Here is a 26,071-nt window from a genome sequence, read left to right as displayed (position 1 = left end):
ACGACCATCGTCCCGCCGCAGAGGAATCGTAAAGCTTGCCGCTTATACAGGTGACGCAAGGGGCGGGATCGCCGTAAAGAGCGAGACCGGACGGAGAGCATTGCTGCGATGATGATGCATGGGCAGAGACAGGTGGTACGGTCCCGCGCGGTGAAGGTCGCGTTGGTCTCCCTCATGGCCGTCAACCTGTCGGCCTGCTTTCGTCCGCTCTATGGACCGACCGCGTCCGGCGAGCCCATGGCCGCCCTCCTTGCCTCGGTACAGGTGGACGACGTCTCCACGGCCGCGGGCCAGGAGCGGCTCGGCCATTACCTGCGCAGCGAACTCATCTTCGATCTCGACGGTTCGGGCCAGCCGTCTCCGAAACGCTACCGCCTGAAGATGCAGGGCAGCGAGTCGGTGAAGACCCCCATCGTGTCATCTCAGACCGGACGCGCCGAAGCAGGCACCCTTGTGGGGACCATCCGCTTCTCCCTCGAATCCCTGGACGGAGCGAAGATCATCACCGAGGGTGTGGCGGTGGCCACGACCACCTACGATCGCTCGATCCAGCGCTTCGCCTCCCTGCGTGCGGCCCGCGATGCTGAGATCCGTCTGGCCAAGACCCTGGCCGATCAGATCAAGACGCGGATCGCTTCCGTTCTGGTGACCAAGCCCTGACCGCCGTCAAGGCTGGCGATATCGAGGCGCTGCTGCGGCGCGGACCGGCGTCGCAGATCGCTGTCATCCTCGTCTACGGGCCGGATACCGGCCTCGTTTTCGAACGAGCCAAGCGTCTGGCCGAGAGTTTCGTCACCGATCCGTCCGACCCCTTCGCCCTGGTCAAGATCGACGGCGATGTCCTCGCGTCCGATGCGGGACGCCTCGTGGACGAAGCCGGCACGGTTGGCCTGTTCGGCGGCCAGCGCAGCATTTGGGTAAGGCCAGGAAGCCGCAACTACGCTCCGGCGGTGGATGCGGCGCTTAAGGCCGAGATCTCCGGTGCACGCATCGTGGTGGAGGCGGGAGACCTCGCCAAGAGCGCGCCCCTACGGACGCTCTGCGAAAAGTCGACTCGGGCGCTTGCCCTGCCCTGCTACGCCGATGACGAACGGGCCTTGGCCGAGCTCATCGACCGCACCCTCCAGGAGAATGGCCAGCGCATCGCCCGTGAGGCACGCGATATCCTGGCGATGAGTCTGGGCGGCGACCGGCGGGCGAGCCTGTCCGAGATCGAGAAACTGGCGCTCTATGCCAGGGGCCAGACCGAAATTACCCTGGACGATGTGGAGGCCGTAATCAGCGACGTCGCTGGCAGCGTCCTCAATACGCTGATCGATGCCGCCTTCGTCGGCCGCGGTGAAGAGGTCGAGCGGGATTATCGCCGCTTCCGCCACGAGGGTATGGACCCGTCGATGATGCTCGGCTCGGCCCTTCGCCATGCCCTCACGCTGCTCTCAACCCGGATCGCGGGGGAGGGGCAGAGTCCGAGCATGATGGTGGGGAATTGGCGCGGCCTGCACTTTCGCCGCAAGGCCATCGTCGAGGCTCAGCTCGGGCGCTGGTCCCCCGTCGCCCTCCGTCATGCGGTACAGCTGCTGCAGGAGGCCGTGCTTGCCTGCCGCCGCTCCCAGCCAGACCTCGCCCATGCTCATGCTTCGGCGACGCTTCTGCGCATCGCGACAGAGGCCGCCCGTCGGCGCGGCTGACAATCTGCCATCCTGCGCGCGCTTGCCCGCCCATGTCCCATCGCTCGTCAGAGGCGGATCCGAGTTTCGGGAGGTCCATCGCGAAAATCGGATGCGATGGAACGTCGATGGTCGTCGCTCTCCTCGTTGACGACTCGCTCCGGTCGCGCCTAATCACCCTATGTCCCAGACGAGCTCCTCTTTCGACGTGGTCGTGGTCGGCGGCGGCCATGCCGGCGTGGAAGCGGCCGCCGCCGCCGCCCGCACCGGAGCCCGCACCGCCCTGGTCACTCACTCGGCCTCTACGATCGGCGCGATGTCGTGCAACCCGGCCATCGGCGGTCTTGGTAAGGGACATCTCGTCCGTGAGGTCGACGCCCTCGACGGATTGATGGGCCGGGTCGCCGATGCGGCCGGTATCCAGTTTCGTCTGCTCAACCGGCGCAAGGGTCCCGCCGTGCGAGGCCCCCGCACACAGGCCGACCGTAAGCTCTACGCTCGGGCGATGCAGGAGGCGGTGGCCGAGACCGCCAATCTCGTGGTGGTGGAGGGGGAGGTCGCGGATATCCTCGTCGACGTCGCACGGGTGGCAGGCGTGATCCTGGCAGACGGCCGAACCCTGGCCTGCCCGGCGGTCGTATTGACCACCGGCACGTTCTTGCGCGGACTGATCCATATGGGCGAGGTGCAGATCCCCGCCGGGCGTGTAGGGGAGGGGCCGTCCGTCGGCCTCGCTCAAACCCTGGACCGGCTGGGCTTTGCCCTGGGGCGGCTCAAGACCGGTACCCCTGCCCGCCTCGATGGCCGCACCATCGACTGGTCCGGGCTCGAGATGCAGTCGGCGGATGACGATCCCGTGCCGTTCTCGACGCTGACGGATCGGATCACCACGCCCCAGATCCAATGCGGAATCACCCGCACCACCCGTGCTGTACACGATCTCATCCGCGCCAATCTCCACCGCTCCCCGATGTATTCGGGTGGGATCAGCAGCCGTGGTCCGCGCTATTGTCCATCCATCGAGGACAAAGTAGTGCGTTTCGGAGATCGTGAGGGGCACCAGATCTTCCTGGAGCCGGAGGGGCTCGACGACTCGACAGTATATCCCAACGGGATTTCGACCGCCTTGCCGGAGAGCGTGCAGCGCGATTTGATCGCCCTGATTCCCGGCCTCGAACATGCAGCGATCGTGCGTCCGGGCTACGCCATCGAGTACGATTACGTCGACCCGCGCGAACTCGACACCGGCCTTCAAGCCAAGCGCCTGCCCGGCCTTTTTCTCGCTGGGCAGATCAACGGCACCACCGGTTACGAAGAAGCGGCGGGGCAGGGGCTGGTGGCCGGCATCAATGCGGCTCGTCTCGCGGGCGGATCGCCCCTCGCCAGTTTCGACCGGGCAGAATCGTATCTCGGCGTGATGATCGACGATCTCGTGACCCATGGGGTCAGTGAGCCCTACCGCATGTTCACGTCGCGCTCGGAATATCGGTTGTCTCTCCGCGTGGACAATGCCGACGAGCGCCTGACCCCACGCGGCGCTGCCCTCGGCTGTGTCGGCTCGGTGAGGGCAGAGCATTTTGCCCACTCCCAGGGCGAACTCGAAGCAGCGAAAGCACGGCTCGACGGCCTCAGCCTGACACCAGCGTCGGCGGCACGGCACGGCATTGCCCTCAATCAGGACGGCATACGCCGCAGCGCCTACCAATTGCTGTCCTATCCCGAGATCGGCTGGGACCGTCTCGCCGAGGTGTGGCCCGAGTTACGGAGCGTGTCCTCCCGCGTGGCGGACCGCCTGCGGACGGATGCGACCTATGCGGTCTATCTCGACCGGCAGAGTGCTGATATCGCGGCTTTTCGGCGAGACGAGGCCGTGGCCCTACCGATCAAGCTCGACTATGCGGCGATCCCCGGGCTGTCCAATGAGATGCAAACCAAGCTCGAAGCCGTCCGACCAGGCACGCTGGGGCAGGCGGCGCGAATCGAGGGGGTGACCCCCGCCGCCCTTACCCTCCTCGCGGCTCATGCCCGCCGTGCCGACCGCTCCAGCCTGGCGACCGTTCATGGCCGCTAAGCAGGGCGACCGGGCTCGGGTGCTCGCCCAGGCAAATGTTTCACGTGAAACAGCCGCGGCTTTGGACATCTATGTCGAGCAATTGCGCCGGTGGCAGAACGTCAAGAATCTCGTCGGACCGGCTACCCTCGCGGAGGTCTGGACCCGCCATATCGCCGATGCACTGCAGCTCCTCGATCTGGCTCCGACCGCCACCACATGGCTCGATCTCGGTTCGGGTGCGGGCATTCCCGGCCTCATCCTCGCCATCGCGGGGCGCGAACGGCCTGGCTTTCAGGTCGATCTGATCGAGAGCAATGCGCGCAAATGTGCCTTCCTCACTGAGGCTGCGCGCCTCACGAAAGCCCCGGCGCGGGTGCGTAACCTTCGCATCGAAGACGCGGTTGCCGACCACGTCGGAATCGATGTCGTCTGCGCCCGCGCCCTGGCCCCGCTTCACCAGCTGCTCGACTGGACCGAACCGCTGTTGACAACCGGCACCACCGCCCTGTTTCCGAAGGGCCGTGATGCACAAGCGGAATTGACCGCTGCAGCGCAACGGTGGAGATTCGTTTACGATCTGGTGACGAGCCGTACTGAGTCGGAAGCGCGGATCGTCCGCGTCACCGCCCTCTCCCGCGTGGATTCATGACCATCGAACCCTCTTCCGCCTCCAGGGCAGTGCCCGAGCGGCCGCTACGCATCCTCGCCTTGGCCAACCAGAAGGGCGGCGTCGGCAAGACGACGACGGCCATCAACCTCGGTACCGCCCTCGCTGCCATTGGCGAGCGCGTGCTGGTGATCGACCTCGATCCGCAGGGCAACGCCTCCACGGGACTCGGCATCGATCGTCGCTCGCGCAAGGTTTCGACCTATCACGTGCTTGCCGGGGACTCGTCCCTGGCTCAGGCCGTGGTGCCCACCGCCGTGCCTCGCCTGCTGCTCGCCCCCTCCACGATGGATCTGCTCGGCCTCGAACTCGAGATGGCGAGCTCATCGGACCGCGCCCATCGCCTCCGCAACGCCATGAGCGATATCGGCAAGGCCGGTGCGACGGAGGGCGTGACCTATGTTCTGATCGATTGCCCGCCGTCGCTGAACTTGCTGACGATCAATGCCCTCGCGGCCGCCGATGCGGTGCTCGTGCCGATGCAGTGCGAGTTCTTCGCCCTCGAAGGATTGAGCCAGCTTCTGCGTACCGTGGAGCAGGTACGCACGGCGCTGAACCCCCGGCTGACGATCCAAGGTGTGGTGCTGACCATGGTGGATCCGCGCAACAACCTTTCGAACCAGGTCGCCGCCGACGTGCGGAGCTTTCTTGGCGATAAGGTCTACGAGACCACGATTCCCCGTAACGTGCGTGTGTCGGAGGCCCCGTCGCATGGCAAGCCGGTATTGCTCTACGACCTGAAATGTGCCGGCTCACAGGCCTATCTGCGCCTGGCTTCGGAGGTGATCCAGCGCGAAGGCCGGCTGCCGGTCGCGGCCTAGGTCTCTCGTTCTTTCCTGTAAATGCGTAGCGTATCGGAGTTGAAGCAGGTGGCGATGGCGGATGATGTGGCGCGGCCCCGGCTCGGGCGTGGGCTTGCGGCCCTGATCGGTGACTTCGGCGACGACAACGGCGATGCGGGCAAACCGCAGGCACAGCGTAAGGTCGCCGTCGAGTTTCTCCGTCCCAACCCACGCAATCCGCGCCGACGCTTCCATGACGCCGAACTGGACGAACTCGCCGCGTCCATCAAGCTGCGCGGCATTATCCAACCCATCGTCGTGCGGGCGCTTGCGGGCGTTCCGGATACTTTCGAGATCGTCGCCGGTGAGCGCCGCTGGCGCGCGGCGCAGCGCGCCGGTTTGCACGAAGCCCCCATCGTCGTCGTCGAAATCGACGACCGGACGTCCCTCGAATACGCCATTCTCGAGAACGTCCAGCGCAGCGACCTCAACGCCATCGAAGAGGCGGCCGGTTACGAGCGGCTGATGAGCGAATTCCGCTATAGCCAGACGGAGCTCGCCGAGATCATCGGCAAGAGCCGCAGCCATCTCGCCAACACCCTTCGGCTATTGCAATTATCCAGCGCGATCCAGGACCGGGTCGTCGCGGGCGAGATCACGGCCGGTCATGCCCGCGCCTTGCTCGCGGTGAGGGACCCGGAAGGGGTCGCCCGGCGCATCGTCACAGAGGGCCTGTCCGTGCGTGAGGTCGAGGCCCTCGCTTCGGCGGAAGTGCCGGAGGGCGACGCACCCCGCCCAGGACGCCCTCGCAAGCCCGAGCGCGATATTCAGGTGCGCAGCCTCGAACAGGCCATGGCTCGCGCGCTCGGCGTCTCGGTCTCCCTGAAGGCCAAGGGTCAGGCCAGTGGCGAGATACGCATCCGCTACGAGACGGCGGAGGAACTCGATGCCTTGTGCAAGCGGTTCGAGGTATCCGATGGAGCGTGAAGCTCATTCGGCACCGTCATCCACACCTTCGCGGAACGCTTGACGCATCGGCACAAGGCGATTTCGGACGGGAAAGGAATCCCGGCTCGGTCTGTCCGCATCCTTATTTGCCGATACAGAATCCTGAGAACAGACGGTCGAGCATGTCCTCGACGCCAACCCGGCCGGCAACCTCGCCCAGGGCGCGAACGGCGAGGCGTAGATCCTCGGCCAGGAGTTCCGGAAGGGCAGGGCCCGACAATACCCTGTCTAGGTGATCGCGGCAGCGGGTCAGCCCGTCGCGGTGGCGTTCGCGGGTGACGAGGGCATCGCCACCGCCGAGGGCGGCCTCCGCCCGTGCCTCGATGAGGTCGAGCAGGCGATCGATGCCCTGCCCGGTCAGCGCCGAGACTGCTATGTCGCCGCCCCCATCGCTTCCGAGATCCGCTTTCGTGCGCACGAGAATGCTGCGATCGGGTAGGGGGAGCGCTTCATCGGTCGAATTGTCGCCGGCGCGGAGAGCGAGGACGAGGTCGGCCTGCTCCATCCGCTTGCGGGTGCGGCGAATGCCTTCGGATTCCACGGGATCGGCGGTGTCACGCAGTCCCGCTGTATCGACGATGATGACTGGCAATCCGCCGAGATCGCAGCGGATCTCGATGAGGTCCCGCGTCGTGCCGGGAATCGCCGAGACGATGGCGGCATCGCGTCGGCTCAGGGCGTTGAGCAGGGTCGATTTGCCAGCATTCGGCGGGCCGGACAGCACCACCACGAAACCTTCCCTCAGGCGCTCTCCCCGCCGGGCATCGGCAAGAGCCACGTCGATCTCGTCGCGGATCGCGCGGGCCTTCACATGCAGCGCAGCGTCGAGCGCCGCTTCATCGACATCGCCCTCATCGGAGAAATCGAGAGCGGCCTCGGCTCCGGCCATGAGATCGATCAGTCGGTCCCGCCAATCGGTGACCTTGCGACCAAGGACGCCGTCGAGTTGGCGCAGGGCCTGGCGCCGTTGGGAATCGGTTTCCGCGTCGATCAGGTCTGCTGCGCCCTCGGCGGCGGTGAGATCCATCCGCCCGTTCTCCACTGCGCGGCGGCTGAAGGCCCCCGGTTCGGCGAGGCGGAATCCGGCCTGTGCGGCGAGGGAGGCCATGACGGCGGACCGAACGGCGAGGCCGCCATGGAGGTGGAGTTCGGCCATGTCCTCGCCGGTGAACGTGGCGGGTCCTGGCATCCAAACGATGAGGGCGGAGTCGAGTACGTCGCCGGTTGCAGGGTCGCGCAGCGTGCGGAGCGACAACCGTCGGGGCGGCGGCAGGCGCCCGGCCATCGCCCCAAGGAGAAACGAGGAAGCCGGACCGCTGATGCGGATCACGGCAACAGCGGCCCGGCCGAAGCCGCTTGCCGGCGCGAAGATCGTAGTGCCGTCGCTCATGGCCGACATGCTGCCAAGTCTCGATGAAGCCGGGCGAGTGCCCCACTCGACAACTACACTAGTCGGCAAATCGAGTGCTTTCCGGCGGAAAACATCATTCGCCGCCCGTGATGTTGTGTTCTCCGCGATCGACCTCTCTCCAAGGTCCCGGCAGGAGATGACACGAGGTCGAGAACAAGCATCCTCCCTCGCCCGGGAACACCCGTCGTCTATCGACGGGCGTCCGAGCTGGAGGGAGGACCGTTCTCAGGTGTTCATGGAATCGAAGAAGTCGTTGTTGCTCTTGGTCTGGCGCAGCTTGTCCATGAGGAACTCGATCGCGTCGGTGACGCCCATCGGGTTGAGGATGCGGCGCAGCACGTAGGTCTTCTTGAGCGAATCCGGCGGGACCAGGAGCTCTTCCTTGCGGGTGCCCGAGCGGGTGATGTCGATGGCCGGGAAGATCCGCTTGTCCGAGACCTTGCGGTCGAGAATGATCTCGGAGTTGCCGGTGCCCTTGAACTCCTCGAAGATCACCTCGTCCATGCGCGAGCCGGTGTCGATGAGGGCGGTGGCGATGATCGAGAGCGAGCCGCCTTCCTCGATGTTGCGCGCCGCGCCGAAGAAGCGCTTGGGGCGCTGGAGCGCGTTGGCGTCGACACCGCCGGTGAGCACCTTGCCGGAAGACGGCACCACGGTGTTGTAGGCGCGGCCGAGGCGGGTGATCGAATCGAGCAGGATGACCACGTCGCGGCCATGCTCCACGAGGCGCTTGGCCTTCTCGATCACCATTTCGGCGACCTGAACGTGGCGGGTGGCGGGCTCGTCGAAGGTAGAGGCGATGACCTCGCCCTTCACCGAGCGGATCATGTCGGTGACTTCCTCGGGGCGCTCGTCGATGAGCAGCACGATGAGGTAGCATTCCGGGTGGTTGATGGTGATGGACTGCGCGATGTTCTGCATCAGCACGGTCTTGCCGGTGCGCGGCGGCGCCACGATCAGGGCGCGCTGGCCCTTACCGATCGGCGCGACGATGTCGATGATGCGCGGGCTGAAATCCTTCTTCGGCGGCGCATCGAGTTCGAGCTTGAAGCGCTGGGTCGGAAACAGCGGCGTCAGATTGTCGAAATGGACCTTGTGCTTGATCTTCTCCGGGTTCTCGAAGTTGATCGTGTTCACCTTGAGCAGGGCGAAGTAGCGTTCACCGTCCTTGGGACCGCGGATCGGTCCCTCGACGGTATCGCCGGTCCGCAGGCCGAAACGGCGGATCTGAGTGGGTGAAATATAGATGTCGTCGGGGCCCGGCAGGTAGTTCGATTCCGAAGAGCGAAGGAAGCCGAACCCATCCTGCAGCACTTCCACCGTGCCGGCGCCGATGATCTCGACCTCCTTGGCAGCGAGCTGCTTCAGGATGGAGAACATCAGCTCCTGCTTGCGCATGGTGGAGGCGTTCTCGACCTCGACTTCCTCGGCGAAGGCGATCAGGTCGGTGGGGGTCTTCGACTTCAGATCCTGAAGCTTGACCTCACGGTGCTGACCGAGATCGGCGGCGACCAATCCGACCTCGGCCGGCGGATCAACGGGATTGAGGGAATCGTTCTGTGACGTCATGGGAGAATGAGAACCGACGATGGACGAGGGTTGATCGGGCGGGACAGTCGGAGAAGCGCCGGATGCCTTGTCGGCACCTATGTCGAAGCGTCGGTAAAGACCGGCTCCGCGCATCGTCTTGAGGGAGCCTGTGGCTCTCGGATGCAACACGGCGTAAAAGGAGGGACTTCCCGCATATCGCGTTTTCGCATCCGGCTCAAGTCCCACTCGCGCGAGCGAATGACGAGCCGACCGGGGCCTTGGCGGGACGCGGTGGGGACCGACGCCTCAGCGACGCCTCAGACGCACATAGAGCGCGCCCGCGCCGCCGTGGTGGCGTGCCGCCTCCTCGAAGCCGATGACGATGCTGCGTAGTTCCGGCGAGCGCAGCCAATGAGGAACCTGACGGCGCAGGACGCCGCGCTCCGAGGACGCCTCGTCATAGCCCGACCCACCCCCCTTGCCGGTGACGACGAGGACATGGGCGTGGCCCGCCGAGCGGCAGCGCATAAGGAAGCCGACCAGGGCGCCGTGAGCCTCGGCCTGATACATTCCGTGAAGGTCGATCCGCGCCTCGACCTTGAGCGATCCGCGCCGCAGGGCGAGGCGCGCCTTGCGTTCGAGACCGGGCAGAGGCGGCGCCGTGACGACGGTCGCCGGGGCCGCGACGGGGGAGGGCGCGGGGATCGGCTTCACGATGCATTTCACCGGGGCCTTCACGCCGCCGGGCAAGGCTGGCCTCTCCGTGACTGGCTTCGTCACGGGTTTGGCGGCGAGCCCCGGCGCTTCCGGCTTTTTTCTCGGAGGAGGGGGATTCCCGGTGGCCGGAGCCTTGGCAATCGGCGTCTTGGCGATCGGCACGGTACGGCCGCGCAGCGGGGTGATCAGCCGCGCGATCTCGCCCCAGAGGAACGCATCCTCGCCCGACAAGCCGCGGGGTCTGCGCGGGAACCTCATGGAACGGGCGCCATACGCGGCTTGGGCAGCAGGACCACGAAACCGACTGCATCGCGCAGGTTGCCGGCGGCGATCCCTGCCGCTTCGCCCGTGCCGAGATAGAGGTCTCCCCGCGCCGGACCGACGATGGCCGAGCCGGTATCGGCGGCGACCACGAGACGCCCCGGCGCATCCTCCCCCGCGATCCGACCTTCGAGCCAGAACGGCGTTCCATAGCGCCACAGGGCGGAATCGACCGCGAGGCTGCGGCCCGGCGTCAGAGGTGTGCCGGCCGCTCCGGGAGGACCGAGGCTGGGATCCTCCACCTCGGCGAGGCGGAAGAAGATGTAGGAAGCGTTGGACTGCATCAACGGCTTGGCGAGGGCCGGATGGGCGCGGAGCCAGCCGGTCCAGCGGGCCAGCGTTAGGCCTTCGAGAGGCAGGTGTCCCGCCTGGACGATGAGCTTGGCCACCGAGGTGTAGGGACGGCCGTTGCGACCGTCATAGAGCACGCGCACGGCTCGCCCATCGGGAAGGCGCACGCGTCCCGAACCCTGGACCTGGAGCACGAAGAGGTCGACCGGGTCGCGCAGGTAGAGGAGCGGCCGGGCCCGCTCCCCGATCCCGCCCGCCTCGATGGACGCACGGTCGGGATAGGGCTCGAACCCGGTCCCCGTCGCCCGTGCCGCCCGCAAGGCCGGGTCGAGGCCGGGCTTCGTCTCGCCGGGGGCGAGGCTCACAAGATCGTCCGGCCGGGCGAGAGCAGGGGTGGTGAAGCCTGGGCCGGCGACGAGGGCGCCGGTGAGTTCAGGCTCGAAATAGCCGGTGAGGAAGCCCGTCCGGCGCGGCGGACCACCCGCCTCGCCCGGCCTCACGATGCGATAGGCATCGAAATTCCGCGTGAAGAAGGCCCCGGCCTCCTGAGGCTCGACCGACGCGGCACGGCTGCAGGCGGCGGCGAGATCTTCCGCCGAGCCGGCGACGGTCGAGGCGATTTCCACCGGGGGGGCGGCGCAGGTCCGGCGGAACGCGTCGAGGGAGGCGACCGGGTCGGGGCCGGGAAATCCCGGCAGCGTCGCGAGGTCCACCGGCTCCAGGATCGCCCCTCCCACGCGAAGCGGCCCGGCCGCGACAGCGACCGGGCCGGGGTGACAGCCAGCGACGAGAGCCAGGGCGACGACGGACGCCCGATTGAAAAACCCACTCACGACAAACCCTGGATCCTCAGGCGCCGGCTTCCGTGGCCACCAGCTGCCAGTTCGGATCGCGGCTGCCCAGCGTACGGGCGAAGGTCCAGACATCCGGCACTTCGGCCACGGCCTCGGCATTGCCGTCGATGACCTGACCTTCGGCGTTGCGGGTGGCGGTGATGAGGTGTGAGAGGAACCGCACCGTCACCTGCGCCACCTTATTGCGGACGTCCACGGCGACGATCTCCGCCTTGTCGAGGGAGACGAAGGTGGTCTCGACCGTCTCACGGCGCGATTCCCGGGCGGTGATCTCGCGCTCGAACCCGTCGCAGACCTCCCGCGAGAGCAGGCTACGGAGGGTCTTGCGGTCGCCCTTGGCGAAGGCGATCACGATGGCTTCATAGGCGCCCTTGGCGCCCTCCACGAAGGCACGGGGGTCGAAGCTCGGCTCCGCCTGGACGATGGCTTCGAGCCCATGGGCGACGGCCGAGCCGGGCTCGGCGATGCCACGCCAGTCACGGACCTCGGCAATCGCGGCGGGGGCCGAATCGGTCTGCGGCTGGCCGCGGTCCGCGCCCGGCAGGCGCACCACGTTGTCGCCGTCCGACCGCACCGGCGGCGGATTGCGGCTCCGGTCCACCGGCTTGAACGGCGAGCGCTCGGTTCCGGTCTTCTGCCCGAGCACCGACCGGAGCCGCCAGATGACGAACACCGCGAGCGCCAAGAAGATCAGGGTCGTCAAATCGAAGGAATCCTGCATCACCGATCCGATCGTGGCCGTCGCACGATATGTGTGTTCGAGGGGGGCTCCCGAAAATCCCACCGCTACGCCCTTTATCGGAGCGCCGCGCAAGGATCGAGCCGGAGAATCCAAGGACCCCGCCCTGGATGAGGAGGACGCGACCCACGATCTCAGCCCGCATATGGGACTCGCCGCGCGCCGTATCCAGCCAAGGAGTGGCCATGCCGGAGGGTTCAGGGTCAAGTGCGGATCGCCGAGTTCGGAGACGGCTTCGTTTCACGGGCCGAACTCCCAGCACTCGCGCCTCGCCTGCTCCCGCCGCTCGTCTTGTCCGAGGTGGCCCATCGTGTTAGCGCGCTGTCGCTCGGACCCGGCCCTGCGACGATCAGACGATACGCCGCGCAGCGGATCGCCGAGGTGCCCCGAAAGACCCCGCGAAAGAGGACGAGAACGCCATGGCCGACACCCCGGCACCGAACGGCAACGGCGCGGCTCCCGCCGAAGACCAGTCGCCCGCCATCAACGCCCTGGCGCAATACGCCAAGGATCTCTCCTTCGAGAACCCGAACGCGCCGCGCTCGCTCCAGCCGCAGGAAAGCGGCCCGCAGATCAACATTCAGGTCAACGTCAATGCCAAGCAGTTGGCCGAGGCCGATTTCGAGGTCGAGCTGACCCTGGAAGGCGATGCCAAGATCAACAACGAAGTGCTGTTCGCCTTCGAGTTGAACTATGCGGGCATCTTCCGCATGCGCAACATCCCGCAGGATCAGCTGCATCCGGCCGTGATGATCGAGTGCCCGCGCTTGCTCTTCCCCTTCGCGCGCCAGATCATCGCCGAGGCCGTGCGCAACGGCGGCTTCCCGCCCCTGTATATCGACCCGATCGATTTCGTCGGCCTCTACCGCCAGAAGGCCTTCGAGGCCCAGAACCAGCAGGCCGGGCAGACCGGACCGCTGGCTTCCTGATTCGGCGAGACATCGTCGATCCCGGAAACGCCTCGGCCGCTCTGCGCGCCGGGGCGTTTTCCGTTTCGGGATGCAAGCTGCGTGTTGCACGTGAAAACAGCCGCGCTTGGACTCCGACGCCGATCGATGCGCACCGCATGCCGGAACCCCGCTCCGGTGGGAGGGTTGCCCGGCGAAGCACAGCGAGAAGCGGTGACGGAATGGGTCGGGACGACAAGCGTACGTTCACCGTGAGCGAACCCCGTGCCGTGCCGTGGCTCGGCATCGTCTTCGGTTACGGCCCGATGCTGCCCTTTACCATCGGCGCGGCACTGGCTTGGTGGCGGCGCGACGATCTCGGGGATGCGATCCTCTACCTCACCATCCTCTGGGGCTGCGCCATCCTGCTGTTCCTGTCGGGCGTGCGGCGCGGCGTCAGCTTCCGCACCGAGGGCGGCCCCACCTTCATCCAGATCGCCACCATGCTCGGACTGTTCGGCCTCGGCTTCGTCGCCCTGGTCTCCGCTTCCCTCGGCCTGACGGTGGTGGCCCTCGCCCTCCTGATTGCCGGCTTCACCACCGTGGCGATCCTCGATCCCATCGCCGCCCGCACCGGGGAGGCGCCGCTCTTCTTCGCACGCCTGCGCCCGACGCAGATCCCCATCGCCATCCTCAGCCTGTGCGCCCTGCTGGCCCTGAAGCTCTGACGACGACATCCCTTGCCACGCCCGACGCGCTTGCCGCTCGGGAGCGCGCGGGATAGAGCCCGGCTGACACCGACAGACCGAACGCAAAGCGAAGACACCATGGCCAAGGCCGATCCCAAGAAGGCCGATTCCACGAAGGCCGACACGCTGAAGGCGCGCCTGCCGCGCGGCTTCGTGGACCGCCGCGCCGACGAGATCGCCGCGCAGCACCGGATGCTGGAGACGATCCGCCAGAGCTTCGAGCTCTACGGGTTCGAGGCGCTGGAGACCCCCTTCGTCGAATACACCGAGTCCCTCGGCAAGTTCCTGCCCGATCTCGACCGCCCGAACGAGGGCGTGTTCTCGTTCCAGGACGACGACGAATCCTGGCTGTCCCTTCGCTACGATCTCACCGCGCCGCTCGCCCGCCACGTGGCCGAGCATTTCGACGCGATCCCCAAACCCTATCGCAGCTTCCGCGCCGGCTACGTCTTCCGCAACGAGAAGCCGGGCCCGGGCCGCTTCCGCCAGTTCATGCAATGCGATGCCGACATCGTCGGCGCGGGCTCCGTCGCGGCGGATGCCGAGATCTGCATGCTGATGGCCGACACGCTCGAAAAACTCGGCCTGTCGGGCCAGTACGTCATCAAGGTCAACAACCGGAAGGTGCTCGACGGCGTCATGGAGGCGATCGGCCTGTCGGGCGAGGACAAGGCCGGGCAGCGCCTCACCGTACTGCGCGCCATCGACAAGCTCGACCGCCTCGGCGTCGAGGGCGTGCGCCAACTCCTCGGCGAGGGCCGCAAGGACGAGAGCGGTGATTTCGCAAAGGGCGCGGGCCTCGCGTCCGACGCCATCGAGCGGATCCTCGCCTACGTCTCGTTCCAGGCCGCTCCCGACGCAGAGGGCGACCGGATGGCGTTCTGGGAGCAGTTCTTCGGCTCCTGGAGCGAGGTGGTCGGCTCGTCCGAGACCGGCCGCGAGGGCATCGCCGAACTGCACGCCATCATGCGGCTCTGTGCGGCGGCGGGCTATGGCCACGACCGCATCCGGGCCGACCCCTCGGTGGTGCGCGGCCTCGAATATTATACCGGCCCGGTCTACGAGGCCGAGCTGACCTTCCCGGTCACCAACGAAGATGGCCAGACCGTGCGCTTCGGGTCGGTGGCGGGCGGCGGCCGCTATGACGGCCTCGTCGGGCGCTTCCGCGCCGAGCCCGTGCCGGCCACCGGCTTCTCCATCGGCGTGTCGCGGCTGTTCTCGGCGCTGCAGCTCACCGGAAGCCCGCTTCTCGAAGGCACCGCGAAGCCCGGCCCGGTGGTGGTGCTGGTCCTCGACCGCGACAGCATCGCCGATTACCAGCGCCTCGTGGCGCGCCTGCGTGAGGCCGGCATCCGCGCCGAACTCTATCTCGGCGGCTCGGGCATGAAGGCGCAGATGAAATACGCCGACAGGCGCGGCAGCCCCTGCGCGATCATCCAGGGCTCCAACGAGCGCGAGGCGGGCGAAGTGCAGGTCAAGGATCTGATCGAGGGCGCCAAGGCGGCGGGTGCCATCGCCAGCAACGCCGAATGGAAGGCGGCGCGCCCGGCCCAGTTCTCGGTGAAGGAAGACGAGATGGTCGAGCGCGTCCGCGAGGTGCTGGCGCGGCATTTCTGAGGACGGCTTCGCCCGATCTTTGCGCTCGTTCCCGGCGACCTTCCGCTTCGCTGCAGGTGGCCGGGAAAGGGGCGGGGTTATCCGCCCCGTCGCTGCGATGGGACAGGGCGTGCCGAGCTCGCTATCCCTCTGTCTTTCCTGGCCGCTTGGACCAAAACGGGAAGCGAGCCGGAACCCACGGAAGAAGGGCCTTGCCATCGTCGGCACGACCGTTGCCAGAACCGGTCACGTCCGGCATTCAGGGCGGGTGACGGCCTCTAGGGCTTCGGGGAGAGCGGGAATGAGAAGCTGCGTTCGAATTCTGCCGGGTCTGGCGCTCGGTCTCATGGCCGGTCCTGCCCTCGCCCATACCGGGCAGGGCGATGCGTCGGGCCTCGCCCATGGGTTCCTGCATCCCCTGACCGGTCTCGACCACATGCTCGCCATGGTGGCGGTGGGCCTCGTCGCCGCGCAGGTCGGCGGCCGGGCGATGGTCCTCGTCCCGCTGTCGTTCATCGGCATGATGATGGTGGGCGGCGCTCTCGGCGCGGCCGGCGTGGCGCTCCCGCATGTGGAGACCGCCATCGCCCTGTCCGTGGCCGTGCTCGGTGCCGCCGTCGCCCTGCGGCTGACGATGCCGGTCGCGGCGGCCATGGCCCTCGTGGGTGTCTTTGCGGTGTTCCACGGCCATGCGCACGGCGCCGAGATGCCGGAGGCGGCCTCCGGTCTCGCCTATGGCGCCGGCTTCGTGGCCGCCACCGCCCTGCTTCACGCCGCGGGCCTCGGTCTCGGCCTCGGCATGGGGCGTCTCGGTGAGGGGAATGGGCGTCCGGCCCTGCGTGTCGCCGGCGCCGCTTTCGCCGCCGCCGGCCTCGGTCTCCTGGCCGGCGCTTTCTGAAGCCGGGGCCCTACAGCGTTCGCGCCAGGGCTCCGGCCTCGGCGCGGGCCTGCTCGCGGGATTGCCGGTCGAGATCGGCTCCCATCAGACCCTTCTCCACCGCGATCTGGTGGATATCGGTGATGCCGACCATGCGCAGCCAGGTCGCCATATAGGTCGATTGGTGATCGTAGATCTCGGCGGGGAAATCCTCGCCGATGGCGACGCCCCGCGCATTGACGACGACCGCCGTCGCCTCCAGCATTCCGTTCTGGCCGCGCTCGTCGAAGGTGAAGAGCAGATCCTTCTGGGAGACCAGATCGAACAGGTGCTTGAGCTTGTAGGGGATGGTGTAGTTCCACATCGGCACCGCGAACAGGATCAGGTCGGCGGCCTGGAACCTTGCCGCCAGGGCGCGGATGGCGACCCAGGCCTCCTCCTGCGCCGGGCTCAGGGTGTCACCCGCCAGCGCCGCGTATTTGCCGGCCAGCGCCTCCCCGTCGAAATCCGGAAGCGGTGTGTTCCAGACGTCGAGCACGTCCACCGTACCCTCCGGATGCGTCTCTCCCCAGGCGTCCAGGAAGGCGCGGGCGACTTCGATCGACGCCGAGCGCTCCTTGCGCGGTGACGCTTCGACGTAGAGCAGATGGGGCATGCGCAGGGCTCCAATGGCGGTGGGCAGAGGGATGTATCGCGCCTCCCGCTCCGGTCCAGCGTCGGGTTGCTTTCCCGGATGATCCGGGCGGCCATCGCATTCCGTGGACGGACGACCCATCTCAGCGGGACATCGTCATTCGCAGGACAGGCCGATGCACCTCACCGGACTTCACCACCTCACCGCCATCACCGCGCGCGCCGCCGACAACGCGGCCTTCTACACGCGGATTCTCGGGCTGAGGCTCGTGAAGAAGACGGTGAACCAGGACGACGTCTCGGCCTACCACCTGTTCTACGCCGACGGCATCGCCGCGTCCGGCACCGACGTGACGTTCTTCGACTGGCCGGCGCCCCCCGAGCGCCGCGGCACCGACAGTATCGTCCGGACGGCGTTCCGCGTCTCGGGAGAGGGCACGATCGCTTGGTGGCATGAGCATCTGGCCCGCGAGGGGGTGAGCCACGAGGAGCCTATCCTGCGCGACGGCCGCCTCACCTTGGATTTCGAGGATGCGGAGGGCCAGCGCCTGATGCTGGTGGATGACGGCGGCGCAGGCGACGCCCATCCATGGCCTGCCGGCCCGGTGCCGGTGGAGCGCCAGATCCGGGGCCTCGGACCGATCCGCCTCAGCCTCGCGCGGATCGGGGCGACGGAGGCCGTGCTCGCCGAGGTGCTCGGCATGAGTCACGCCCGGAGCTATGACATGCCGGAGGGCGAGGTTCGCGTCTGGCAGATGGGCGAGGGGGGCGCGGGGGCCGAGCTCCACCTCTTGGAAGAACCCGGCCTGCCGCCCGCGCGGCAGGGAGCGGGGGCGGTCCACCACGTCGCCTTCCGCATCCCCGATGCGGATTACGGCAGTTGGGCCGACCGGCTGAAGCAGCGCCGCATGCCTTCCAGCGGGCCGGTGGACCGCTATTACTTCCGCAGCCTCTATTTTCGCGAACCCAACGGCATCCTGTTCGAGATCGCAACCGACGGTCCCGGCTTCACCGCCGACGAGCCATTGGAGACTTTGGGCGAGCGCTTGTCCCTGCCGCCCTTCCTCGAAGGTCGTCGCGCCGAGATCGAAGCGGGTCTGAAGCCCCTGTGATCGCAAGGTCACCGGACCAGGCAGGTTTCACGAGATGACGAGCGCCGACCCGGATCGGCTGCGGCGGAGCGGCCGATGGAACGGGAGGCGGGCGCTCGGGCCGCCATCACCTGCCGCCATCACCTGCCTCGTCGGCGCGATGTCGCTCGAACGAAGCCGCGAACGGGCCATTCGACGCGCCCGCTGCATTCCAAAGGAAAGCATCGCCCCGATGGGCGATGATCCCCTCGTATGCATGCAGCCCCTGGCAGGTAGATCGGGCCGGCTCTGCCGGTGATCGTGCCCACCCCCAGACAACTGCACCATGCTAGCGATGCGATCTTACTCCCCTATAGCGGCTGATTCTGAAGATGGTGGAGCCGGGATTCGGACAGGAAGAGAATTGGACTAGAATATAGCTTAAGTCTTGCAGATTACACTATTGAATGTAGTTTTCACTCGAAATCGATTCCAATTAACGAATGTTTAGTTTGTATTCGTGATAATGGACAACGGAGGCGAAACCTCCCGTCGGCAAGAGCAGTAAATAGGCCCCCGACACCCTCCCGTCCTATCGAAATCCAGGCTGAACGATGTCGAAGTTATCGATCGCAAAGAAGTTGGGATTGTTCTCAGGTCTCGGAATTCTACTGGCGGTTGGATTGGTCGCCAACCAGTGGCTGGGCAACCAAAGGATCACTCAATCGATCGAAGCCGTCAGTCGGGAGCAGACGATCCTCGACGGCATCAAGAACGCGCAGCTCGCCTTGTCCCAGATCCAGGTCGCCGTCCGCGACGCGCGCCTCTCCGAAGCGGAGGAGACCTACAAGGAGGCCGTCGGCCGGATCCGGACGAGCTTCGATTCAGCCCATGAGGGACTCAAGGCACCGATCCGTATCGCCCTGAAGCCCGACGTCCTCAAGGACATCGATGCCGGGCTGGCGCAGTTCACGGAACTCGCCCTCAAGTCGGCGGCCACCATCACGTACGACCAGGGTCGCAAGAGGATCGACGAGGCGGCCCTGGCGGTGGCGGGGGAACAGCGGAATGGCGCCCGCAGGAAGGCGCTCCTCGCCATCGAACAATCGCTGTCCAATGCTCAGCGCTTCACGGACGAGGCGCGGCTGTCGTCGATGGGCGCCGTGGAAACCGCCAGCGTGCTGGGCCTCGTGATCGGAGCCGTGGCGATCCTCCTTCAGGGCGGGTCGGCCCTCTTCTCCATGCTGACGGTCGCCCGTCCGATCCGCGGAATGACGGACGCTATGAACCGGCTCGCCGCTGGCGATGTCGAAGTCTCGATCCCGGACCGGACACGCACGGACGAACTCGGTGCCATGGCGGGCGCGGTGCAGGTGTTCAAGGACGGCATGATCCGCAACCGCGCCCTCGAGATCGAAACCGAGCGCCTGCGCCTCGCCGCGGAGGCGGAACGCAAGGTCGGCATGCATACCCTGGCCGACGAGTTCGAGGCGGCGGTCGGTGGGATCGTGAGCATGGTGTCCGCGGCGGCCACCGAGATGCAGGCCACGGCCTCGCAGCTGACGGCCTCCGCCGAGGAGACGTCGGCGCAGTCCAGCGCGGTCCTGACGGCAGCGGAGGAAGCCTCGGCCAACGTCACCGCCGTGGCCGGTTCGGCCGAGGAGCTCGGTGCCTCTGTGGCGGAGATCGGCCGACAGGTCGCACGTTCGGCGGAGATGACGGCCGCCGCCGTCCGCGAGGCGGAGCAGACCGCACTTGCGGTCGCGGAGCTCCGTGAAGTCGCCGCCAGCATCGGCGACGTCGTGAACCTCATCTCCAACCTCGCCGGCCAGACAAACCTCCTCGCTCTCAATGCGACGATCGAGGCGGCGCGGGCCGGAGAGGCGGGCCGGGGCTTCGCGGTGGTCGCCTCGGAGGTGAAGGAACTCGCCAACCAGACCGCCAAGGCGACGACGGAAATCTCCGCGAAGATCGCGGCGATCCAATCCTCGACCCGCCAGGCGACCAGCGCCATCGACGGCATCTCCTCGACGATCCACGGGATCGACGAAACGGCCGCCGTCATCTCCGCATCGGTCTCGCAGCAGGGTGCCGCGACCCGGGAGATCGCGGGCTCGGTGGCGCAAGCCTCCATCGGCACCGGCGAGGTCAGCGCCAACATCACCGGCGTCGCCCGAGCGGCGCAGGAAACCGGCGCCAGCGCCGGCCAGGTGTTCTCCGCCTCGTCGGAACTGGCACGGCAGGCCGAACGCCTGAGCTTGGAGGTGCAGAAGTTCCTCCACACGGTCCGCGCCGCCTGAGCCGAAGCCCATCGCACCTGTCCCGTCCGGAGCCATGAGCGCCGCCCGCCTCGCGTTGAGGCGGGCGGCGTCACCCTGGCCGGCCCCCGACCGTTCCATCCCGGCGGACGCTCGCCGGAATGCGCGCCGAACCCCACATCCTGCGTTTCTTGCCGCATCGTCACGAGCCGGAATCGGCACGAGGTCGCATCCCCAGTGGCGGCGATGCCTCAAGTCAGAGCGATTCCAGACAGTTGGCGGTTTCGCTGCCTGCGCGCCTGCTATGCCTTGACGGGCGCGCCGCAGGTGCGAGAAGACCCGGCTGAAAGCCGAGATTCGCAAGCGAAGTTTGAGACGGACCCGTCAATGAGCAAGTTCAACGAGGAGCGTGTGTTGAGCGTCCACCATTGGACCGACACGCTGTTCTCCTTCCGCACGACCCGCGATCCCGCGTTCCGCTTCCGCAACGGCGAGTTCGTGATGATGGGCATCGAAGTCGAGGGCCGGCCCCTCCTTCGCGCCTACAGCGTGGTCTCGGCCAATTACGAGGAGGAACTCGAGTTCTTCTCGATCAAGGTCGAGAACGGCCCGCTCACCTCGCGGCTGCAGCACCTCAAGGTCGGCGATCCGATCATGGTCGGCAAGAAGCCTACCGGCACTCTGGTGCTCGACAACCTCCTGCCGGGCAAGAACCTCTACCTTCTCGGCACCGGCACGGGCCTGGCGCCGTTCATGTCGATCATCAAGGACCCGGAGACCTACGAGCGTTTCGAGAAGGTCGTCCTCGTCCATGGCTGCCGCCAGGTCTCCGAGCTCGCCTATGGCGAGACGATCACGCAGGACCTGCCGAATCACGAGTTCCTCGGCGAGGTCATCTCTGCCGGCCTGATCTATTACCCCACCGTCACCCGTGAGCCCTTCCGCAACCGAGGCCGGATCACCGACCTGATGACCTCCGGCAAGCTGTTCGAGGATATCGGTCTGCCGCCGATGTCCGTCGAGAACGACCGCTTCATGCTGTGCGGCTCGCCGGACATGATCCGCGACACCCGCCAGCTCCTCACCGATGGGGGCTACGAGGAGGGCAATCACGGCGAGGCCGGCCACTACGTCATCGAGAAGGCCTTCGTCGAGAAGTGAGCACGCGTGCCCGCGCCGTCTTCGTCGCCGGCGCCGGGACCGAGATCGGCAAGACCTACGTCACCGCTTCCCTGACGCGCGCCCTGCGCCGCCGGGGAAACGACGTTTCGACCCTGAAGCCGCTGGCGAGCGGTGTGCCGCCTTTCGGCGAACCGTCGTTTCGCGAGAGCGACACGGCGATCCTTCTGGAAGCCCAGGGATTGCCGGTGACGCCCGAGACGGTGGAGGCCTGCTCGCCCTGGCGCTTTCTCGCACCGCTCGGCCCCGATCTCGCCGCCGCGCGCGAAGGGCGGAGCCTGTACCTCTGCGACCTCGTCGGCTGGTGCGAGGACCGGATCCAGGATGCGGATCCGGAGACGATCCTCGTCTTCGAGGGCGTCGGCGGCCTGATGAGCCCGGTGACGGCGGCAGCGACCGGTCTCGACTGGCTCAGGGCCCTAGCCCTGCCGACGATCCTCGTCTCCGGCAGCTATCTCGGGGCGATCAGCCACGCGCTCACCGCGGCGGAGACCCTGCGCTGTCACGGGCAGACGCTGCTCGGTGTCGTGGTCTGCGAAAGCCTCGGCGCGCCGACGTCGCCAGAGACGGTCGCGGCCGCCATCGCCCGTCATGTGCCGGCTCCGGTCCACTGCATCGCCCGCGACGGCGAATGCCCGGAGGCCTTGGCGCGGCTGGTCTAGGCCTTACGACAGGACGCAGCGAGAGAAACCTCGATGACGAACCCGGCCATCGACGTCTCCTGAAAGTCCGTCATTTCCGCTGATCGTGACGATCGAACAAGGCGTTCATCGCCAAGACGTTGTACGGAGTTCGGTCTCACCTTTGCCGATCTCTGTTGCCGATATGGCAGGCGTCATATGTGCGAGGGGGGCATGGCTTCCTCACCTCTCCGTGACTCATGAAATGCCTCCCTGGACGGTGGAGCCGCCACCGCTAGGTTCGGTCAGGCGGTGACCCGAGCACATCCGGGCTGCCCGTGGAAGGAAACGCCCCTTTGGCCCAACACGTATCCGCCCATGGGGCTTCGGCGGAGCGCGCGGATCCTCCGCGCGCCGGCCTGCCTCTTCTCCTCGGGGCGCTCGGCATCGTCTATGGCGATATCGGCACCAGCCCGCTCTACGCCTTCAAGGAAGCCGTGCGGGCGGCCTCCGGCGGCGGCCCGCCCCAGGCCATCGCCGTGGTCGGTGCGGTGTCGCTGATCTTCTGGGCCCTGATCCTCATCGTCTCGCTGAAATACGCGGTGCTGATCCTGCGTGCCGACAACAGGGGCGAGGGCGGCATCGTCGCCATGCTGGCACTGCTCGGCGCCCGTCATGCCAGGCCCGGCACGCGTCAGGCCGCGCTCCTCGTGGTCGGCCTCGTCGGCGCGGCCCTGCTCTACGGCGACGGCGCGATCACCCCGGCGATCTCGGTCTTGAGCGCGGTGGAGGGGCTCAAGGTGGCGGCCCCCGGCCTCGACCATGCCGTCCTGCCCATCACGATCGCCATCCTGGTCGGGCTGTTTCTGGTGCAGAGCAAGGGGGTCGCCTTTATCGGCCGCATCTTCGGCCCGGTGATGGTGGCGTGGTTCGTCGTCCTGGCGCTCCTGGGCCTCGGTGGCATCTGGCACGCGCCTCAGATCCTGGGTGCCCTCAATCCCTGGCGCGCGGTGGATTTCCTGGTCCATGCCGGCTGGCACGTGAGCTTCGCCATGCTGGGCGCGGCCTTCCTCGCGGTCACCGGCGGCGAGGCTATGTATGCCGATCTCGGCCATTTCGGCGCCAGACCCATCCGCCTCGCTTGGTTCGGCCTCGTCCTGCCGGCCCTCGTCATCCACTATTTCGGCCAGGGCGGCCTGCTGCTGGTGGAGCCCGACGCGATCGAGAACCCGTTCTACCGCCTGAGCCCGGACTGGGCCTATTACCCGCTGATCGCTCTCGCGACGCTGGCCACCGTCATCGCCTCGCAGGCCATCGTGTCGGGCGTGTTCTCGCTCACCCAGCAATCGATCCAGCTCGGATTCCTGCCGCCCATGCGGGTGATCCACACGGCACGCGAGGAGCGCGGGCAGATCTACGTGCCGGTGATCAACTGGCTGATGGCGGCCGCGACTCTTACGGCCGTCCTCACCTTCGGCTCCTCCGACAAGCTGGCCGGCGCCTATGGCATCGCTGTGTCGTCGCTCATGGCGATCACTACCCTGCTCGCCGCCCTGGTGGCGTTGAAATGGGGCTACAACCCCGTCGCGGTCTTCGCGGTCAACGGCTTCTTCCTCGCCATCGATCTCGTCTTCCTCGGCGCCAACAGCGTGAAGCTGTTCGAGGGCGGCTGGTTTCCCCTGGTGCTGGCCGGCTTAGTCGCCTTCCTGATGCTCACCTGGCGCAAGGGCAACCTCCTGGTGGAGGAGGCCCGCGCGTCGTTGCGGCAGCCCGAGGCGGAGTTCATCGAGCAACTGCGCCGCGCGCCGCCGATCACCCTGCCGGGCAACGCCGCCTTCCTGTCCTCGGCGACGAGCGGCATTCCGCTCCACCTGTCGCGCTTCGTCGAGCGCAGCCGTGCCCTGCACAAGCGCATCCTGCTCGTCACCGCGCTCTACGAGGAGGCGCCGAGCGTGCCTCGGACCGAGCGCGCCGAGGTGACCGAGATCACCCCCGATATCTTCCGCCTCGTCCTGCATTACGGCTTCATGGAGGACGGCTCGATTCCCGACGGACTGCGATGCGCCGTCGAATGCGGGACCCTGCCGAAGGAGTTTCTCGACGACCTGACGATCTTCATCGGCCACGAGACCATCATCCCGAAGAGCGACGACCGGGGCATGGCGACATGGCGTGAGACCATCTTCGCCTTCCTCCTGCGCAACGCCGAGACCACCGGAGCGCAGTTCTGCATCCCCACTCGCCAGCTCGTGGAGGTCGGCACCGAGATCGAGATCTGACTATTCGGCGTCCGGGCTGCGCGGCATCCGCGCGGCCACGCATTCGCGCATCGCGTCCTCGATCCTGGCGGCCTTGGCGTTGCCGTAGGCGGCCACGTCATCGATGCATTTCAGGAAGTAGCCGGCGGTGAAGCTCTCACTGACGCCGTTGAACGACTTGCCGAGACGCGAGGCGATCTGCATGCGGTCCATGGCCGTGCCCTTGCTCCATTCCGTGAGCGGGTCGTTCATCGACAGGGCCTGTGCCGGGGCGGATGCCAGGAGCGTCGTCGCCACGAGGACGGCACGGGCAGCTCTCTCGTCGATCATCTCGTATCCTTACCCCGATCACGCCGGCTGATCCGCCGATCCTTCGCCTCCGGCTTGCCGGGGAATAGCGAAAGCTTCGCGATTATGCAATAATCTCAAGTCAATGACGCGTTTTGTAGTGTTTTTCATTATAAGTACTTATTATATAATCTATCGTCCGCCCCTGATATTCTCCTCCCGCGTGGGCTGTTGCTGGAGCGTCGCCGCCGATCCGGTCCGCCCCGCGCCGTCCTCAGGCACGTTGCGCTCGTCACCCTTGCATCCGGCCTCCCGGCACCGCACAGACGCAGACGGCGTCCTTCTCATCTATCCAGCCGGTCGCAGGACCATTTTCCATGACCGACGTCTCACCCGCCCTGGCCTTGCGTCTGCGTCAGCAGGCCCTGCTCTCGGATTTCGGCGTCGAGGCCCTGCGTGCCACCGAGCTGCTGCCCCTGCTGCATCGTGCCGTCGAGCTCTGCGCGGAAGGCATGAAGGCCCAGTTCTGCAAGGCGCTGGAATATTCCAGAGAGCAGGATTGCCTGCTGATCTGCGCCGGTGTGGGCTGGAAGGACGATGTCGTCGGCAAGGCCATCATAGGGGCCGATCTCGCGTCCCCGGCGGGCTTTGCCCTCAAGACCGGCCAGCCGGTGATCTCCAATCACCTTCAGGTGGAAACCCGGTTTCGCACGCCGCAGATCATGGCCGACCACGGCATCAAGCGGGCCATCAACGTGCTCATCGCCAACCGCGACGGGCATTACGGCGTGCTCGAAGTGGACGACACCCGCGAGGGCAAGTTCGAGGAGGCGGACATCGCCTTCATGCAGGGCTTCGCCAATCTCCTCGGCGGCGCCATCGAGCGTCAGCGCGGCGAGGCGCGGCTGAAGGCGGCGCTGGAACGGCAGGACCTCCTCTCCCGCGAGATGAGCCACCGGGTCAAGAACAGCCTCGCGGTGGTCGCCGGGTTCCTGGCCCTCCAGGCTCGCGGCTCTGACGACGAGAAGGTGAGGGAGGCCCTGGTCGATGCGCGCACCCGCGTCGAGGCCGTGGCTGCGGTCCACGATCAGCTCTGGCGCCAGCCGACCCTCGGTGCCATCGATATCTCGGGCTTCCTGGAAGCGCTCTGCGGCAAGCTTCAGGAGAGCGCCCGGCGCAACGTCATTCGCTGCGAGGCGGTCCGTCTCGACATTCCGGCCGATCTCGCGATTCCGCTCGGCCTCTTCGTCAACGAGCTCGTCACCAACGCGATCAAATACGCCTATCCCGACGGCGAGGGTGAAATCCGGGTCACCGCCCGTCCGCATGAGGAGGGGGGCCTCGTCATCGGCGTCGCCGACGATGGCGCAGGCCTGCCGGACGGGTTCGACCCGACCCAGGCCCGGAGTACGAGCCTCGGCATGCGCATCATCAACAATCTCGGCCGCCAGCTCGGCGGCCCGCTCACCGTGGCGCCCGACGTGAAGGGCGCGCATTTCTCGCTGAGGATGCTCCTGCCCTCATAGCGGAACGCGAACGACGCCCGTCCACTCGAAGCGCCGTTACGATCAATGGAAACGGGCCATGTGAGGCAAGGCCGTCCCCGGATCTCCTTT

At 66.9% G+C, this 26,071-nt stretch carries 23 protein-coding genes; 16 read left to right on the top strand and 7 right to left on the bottom strand.

Annotated features, from left to right (window positions below; all coding sequences use genetic code 11):
* Nucleotides 1-108: 108 nt before the first annotated feature.
* From lptE to A3OM_RS0121425, 6 genes are all read left to right on the top strand, one after another.
* The gene (gene lptE / locus A3OM_RS0121450; protein WP_018045849.1) at nt 109-660 is read left to right on the top strand and encodes an LPS assembly lipoprotein LptE; all 552 of its coding nucleotides are present in this window, start codon (nt 109-111) and stop codon (nt 658-660) included.
* Nucleotides 657-1,688, top strand: a complete 1,032-nt coding sequence (holA, locus tag A3OM_RS0121445; RefSeq protein ID WP_026176278.1) for a DNA polymerase III subunit delta — start codon at nt 657-659, stop codon at nt 1,686-1,688. The genes lptE and holA overlap by 4 nt, the downstream gene beginning before the upstream one ends.
* A gap of 160 nt (nt 1,689-1,848) precedes the next feature.
* Nucleotides 1,849-3,738 carry a tRNA uridine-5-carboxymethylaminomethyl(34) synthesis enzyme MnmG gene (mnmG, locus tag A3OM_RS0121440; RefSeq protein WP_018045847.1) on the top strand — a complete coding sequence of 630 codons (1,890 nt, stop codon included), beginning with the start codon at nt 1,849-1,851 and terminating at the stop codon, nt 3,736-3,738.
* Complete coding sequence (gene rsmG / locus A3OM_RS0121435) at nt 3,728-4,369, top strand: 16S rRNA (guanine(527)-N(7))-methyltransferase RsmG (RefSeq protein ID WP_043764376.1); 642 nt, start codon at nt 3,728-3,730, stop codon at nt 4,367-4,369. Before mnmG ends, rsmG begins: the two co-directional genes overlap by 11 nt.
* Nucleotides 4,366-5,208: a ParA family protein gene (locus A3OM_RS0121430; RefSeq protein ID WP_018045845.1), complete on the top strand. Its 843-nt coding sequence runs from the start codon at nt 4,366-4,368 to the stop codon at nt 5,206-5,208. Before rsmG ends, A3OM_RS0121430 begins: the two co-directional genes overlap by 4 nt.
* Nucleotides 5,209-5,262: 54 nt before the next feature.
* Entirely contained in the window at nt 5,263-6,156 is an 894-nt protein-coding gene (locus A3OM_RS0121425) for a ParB/RepB/Spo0J family partition protein (protein WP_018045844.1), read from the top strand.
* Between the two features lie 103 nt (nt 6,157-6,259).
* On the opposite strand, the gene mnmE is transcribed toward A3OM_RS0121425, so the two are convergent.
* The 5 genes from mnmE to A3OM_RS0121400 all read right to left on the bottom strand — a co-directional run bounded on the left by mnmE (nt 6,260) and on the right by A3OM_RS0121400 (nt 12,022).
* Nucleotides 6,260-7,567, bottom strand: coding sequence for a tRNA uridine-5-carboxymethylaminomethyl(34) synthesis GTPase MnmE (mnmE, locus tag A3OM_RS0121420; RefSeq protein WP_026176276.1), 1,308 nt, complete (start codon nt 7,565-7,567; stop codon nt 6,260-6,262).
* 246 nt (nt 7,568-7,813) lie between these two features.
* Entirely contained in the window at nt 7,814-9,157 is a 1,344-nt protein-coding gene (gene rho / locus A3OM_RS0121415; protein WP_018045842.1) for a transcription termination factor Rho, read from the bottom strand.
* 267 nt (nt 9,158-9,424) lie between these two features.
* Entirely contained in the window at nt 9,425-10,093 is a 669-nt protein-coding gene (locus tag A3OM_RS0121410; protein WP_026176275.1) for a Smr/MutS family protein, read from the bottom strand.
* Complete coding sequence (locus tag A3OM_RS0121405; protein ID WP_051074441.1) at nt 10,090-11,244, bottom strand: murein transglycosylase A; 1,155 nt, start codon at nt 11,242-11,244, stop codon at nt 10,090-10,092. Before A3OM_RS0121405 ends, A3OM_RS0121410 begins: the two co-directional genes overlap by 4 nt.
* A gap of 52 nt (nt 11,245-11,296) precedes the next feature.
* Nucleotides 11,297-12,022, bottom strand: coding sequence for a Tim44/TimA family putative adaptor protein (locus tag A3OM_RS0121400; RefSeq protein WP_018045839.1), 726 nt, complete (start codon nt 12,020-12,022; stop codon nt 11,297-11,299).
* 437 nt (nt 12,023-12,459) lie between these two features.
* Here A3OM_RS0121400 and secB point away from each other — a divergent pair, with 437 nt between their 5' ends.
* From secB to A3OM_RS0121380, 4 genes are all read left to right on the top strand, one after another.
* Nucleotides 12,460-12,969, top strand: coding sequence for a protein-export chaperone SecB (gene secB / locus A3OM_RS0121395; protein ID WP_018045838.1), 510 nt, complete (start codon nt 12,460-12,462; stop codon nt 12,967-12,969).
* 200 nt (nt 12,970-13,169) lie between these two features.
* Nucleotides 13,170-13,655: a DUF3429 domain-containing protein gene (locus A3OM_RS0121390; RefSeq protein ID WP_018045837.1), complete on the top strand. Its 486-nt coding sequence runs from the start codon at nt 13,170-13,172 to the stop codon at nt 13,653-13,655.
* A 99-nt stretch (nt 13,656-13,754) separates the two neighbouring features.
* Nucleotides 13,755-15,293 (top strand): histidine--tRNA ligase, encoded by a 1,539-nt coding sequence (hisS, locus tag A3OM_RS0121385; RefSeq protein ID WP_018045836.1) that lies wholly within the window; start codon nt 13,755-13,757, stop codon nt 15,291-15,293.
* A 280-nt stretch (nt 15,294-15,573) separates the two neighbouring features.
* The gene (locus A3OM_RS0121380) at nt 15,574-16,170 is read left to right on the top strand and encodes a HupE/UreJ family protein (RefSeq protein ID WP_026176273.1); all 597 of its coding nucleotides are present in this window, start codon (nt 15,574-15,576) and stop codon (nt 16,168-16,170) included.
* A gap of 10 nt (nt 16,171-16,180) precedes the next feature.
* On the opposite strand, the gene A3OM_RS0121375 is transcribed toward A3OM_RS0121380, so the two are convergent.
* A complete protein-coding gene (locus tag A3OM_RS0121375) occupies nt 16,181-16,804 on the bottom strand; it encodes an NAD(P)H-dependent oxidoreductase (protein ID WP_018045834.1) in 624 nt (207 codons plus the stop codon).
* Nucleotides 16,805-16,958: 154 nt separating this feature from the next.
* On the opposite strand from A3OM_RS0121375, the gene A3OM_RS0121370 reads away from it, so the two are divergent.
* From A3OM_RS0121370 to A3OM_RS0121350, 5 genes are all read left to right on the top strand, one after another.
* Entirely contained in the window at nt 16,959-17,894 is a 936-nt protein-coding gene (locus tag A3OM_RS0121370; protein WP_018045833.1) for a ring-cleaving dioxygenase, read from the top strand.
* A gap of 605 nt (nt 17,895-18,499) precedes the next feature.
* Entirely contained in the window at nt 18,500-20,152 is a 1,653-nt protein-coding gene (locus A3OM_RS0121365) for a methyl-accepting chemotaxis protein (protein ID WP_245257815.1), read from the top strand.
* Nucleotides 20,153-20,497: 345 nt separating this feature from the next.
* Nucleotides 20,498-21,271 (top strand): ferredoxin--NADP reductase, encoded by a 774-nt coding sequence (locus A3OM_RS0121360; RefSeq protein ID WP_018045831.1) that lies wholly within the window; start codon nt 20,498-20,500, stop codon nt 21,269-21,271.
* Nucleotides 21,268-21,951, top strand: coding sequence for a dethiobiotin synthase (bioD, locus tag A3OM_RS0121355; protein ID WP_018045830.1), 684 nt, complete (start codon nt 21,268-21,270; stop codon nt 21,949-21,951). The genes A3OM_RS0121360 and bioD overlap by 4 nt, the downstream gene beginning before the upstream one ends.
* A gap of 377 nt (nt 21,952-22,328) precedes the next feature.
* On the top strand, nt 22,329-24,188 hold the full coding sequence (locus tag A3OM_RS0121350; RefSeq protein ID WP_157196578.1) for a KUP/HAK/KT family potassium transporter: 1,860 nt from the start codon (nt 22,329-22,331) through the stop codon (nt 24,186-24,188).
* On the opposite strand, the gene A3OM_RS0121345 is transcribed toward A3OM_RS0121350, so the two are convergent.
* Nucleotides 24,189-24,497, bottom strand: a complete 309-nt coding sequence (locus A3OM_RS0121345) for a hypothetical protein (protein ID WP_018045828.1) — start codon at nt 24,495-24,497, stop codon at nt 24,189-24,191. It lies immediately after the preceding gene.
* A 335-nt stretch (nt 24,498-24,832) separates the two neighbouring features.
* Between A3OM_RS0121345 and A3OM_RS0121340 the strand changes: the two genes are divergently transcribed.
* Nucleotides 24,833-25,981, top strand: a complete 1,149-nt coding sequence (locus A3OM_RS0121340; protein ID WP_018045827.1) for a histidine kinase dimerization/phosphoacceptor domain -containing protein — start codon at nt 24,833-24,835, stop codon at nt 25,979-25,981.
* The last annotated feature ends 90 nt before the right edge of the window (nt 25,982-26,071 follow it).

This window comes from Methylobacterium sp. 88A, assembly GCF_000376345.1.
Taxonomy (GTDB): domain Bacteria; phylum Pseudomonadota; class Alphaproteobacteria; order Rhizobiales; family Beijerinckiaceae; genus Methylobacterium; species Methylobacterium bullatum.
The sequence above is the reverse complement of the archived record's forward strand: the minus strand, read 5'-3'. Positions and strand labels throughout refer to the sequence as shown.

Coding starts and splice junctions, on each gene's coding strand:
- lptE (WP_018045849.1), top strand. CDS start 109: ATGATGATGCATGGGCAGAGACAGGTGGTACGGTCCCGCGCGGTGAAG.
- mnmG (WP_018045847.1), top strand. CDS start 1,849: ATGTCCCAGACGAGCTCCTCTTTCGACGTGGTCGTGGTCGGCGGCGGC.
- rsmG (WP_043764376.1), top strand. CDS start 3,728: ATGGCCGCTAAGCAGGGCGACCGGGCTCGGGTGCTCGCCCAGGCAAAT.
- A3OM_RS0121430 (WP_018045845.1), top strand. CDS start 4,366: ATGACCATCGAACCCTCTTCCGCCTCCAGGGCAGTGCCCGAGCGGCCG.
- A3OM_RS0121425 (WP_018045844.1), top strand. CDS start 5,263: ATGGCGGATGATGTGGCGCGGCCCCGGCTCGGGCGTGGGCTTGCGGCC.
- mnmE (WP_026176276.1), bottom strand. CDS start 7,567: ATGAGCGACGGCACTACGATCTTCGCGCCGGCAAGCGGCTTCGGCCGG.
- rho (WP_018045842.1), bottom strand. CDS start 9,157: ATGACGTCACAGAACGATTCCCTCAATCCCGTTGATCCGCCGGCCGAG.
- A3OM_RS0121410 (WP_026176275.1), bottom strand. CDS start 10,093: ATGAGGTTCCCGCGCAGACCCCGCGGCTTGTCGGGCGAGGATGCGTTC.
- A3OM_RS0121400 (WP_018045839.1), bottom strand. CDS start 12,022: ATGCAGGATTCCTTCGATTTGACGACCCTGATCTTCTTGGCGCTCGCG.
- secB (WP_018045838.1), top strand. CDS start 12,460: ATGGCCGACACCCCGGCACCGAACGGCAACGGCGCGGCTCCCGCCGAA.
- A3OM_RS0121390 (WP_018045837.1), top strand. CDS start 13,170: ATGGGTCGGGACGACAAGCGTACGTTCACCGTGAGCGAACCCCGTGCC.
- hisS (WP_018045836.1), top strand. CDS start 13,755: ATGGCCAAGGCCGATCCCAAGAAGGCCGATTCCACGAAGGCCGACACG.
- A3OM_RS0121380 (WP_026176273.1), top strand. CDS start 15,574: ATGAGAAGCTGCGTTCGAATTCTGCCGGGTCTGGCGCTCGGTCTCATG.
- A3OM_RS0121375 (WP_018045834.1), bottom strand. CDS start 16,804: ATGCCCCATCTGCTCTACGTCGAAGCGTCACCGCGCAAGGAGCGCTCG.
- A3OM_RS0121370 (WP_018045833.1), top strand. CDS start 16,959: ATGCACCTCACCGGACTTCACCACCTCACCGCCATCACCGCGCGCGCC.
- A3OM_RS0121360 (WP_018045831.1), top strand. CDS start 20,498: ATGAGCAAGTTCAACGAGGAGCGTGTGTTGAGCGTCCACCATTGGACC.
- A3OM_RS0121345 (WP_018045828.1), bottom strand. CDS start 24,497: ATGATCGACGAGAGAGCTGCCCGTGCCGTCCTCGTGGCGACGACGCTC.
- A3OM_RS0121340 (WP_018045827.1), top strand. CDS start 24,833: ATGACCGACGTCTCACCCGCCCTGGCCTTGCGTCTGCGTCAGCAGGCC.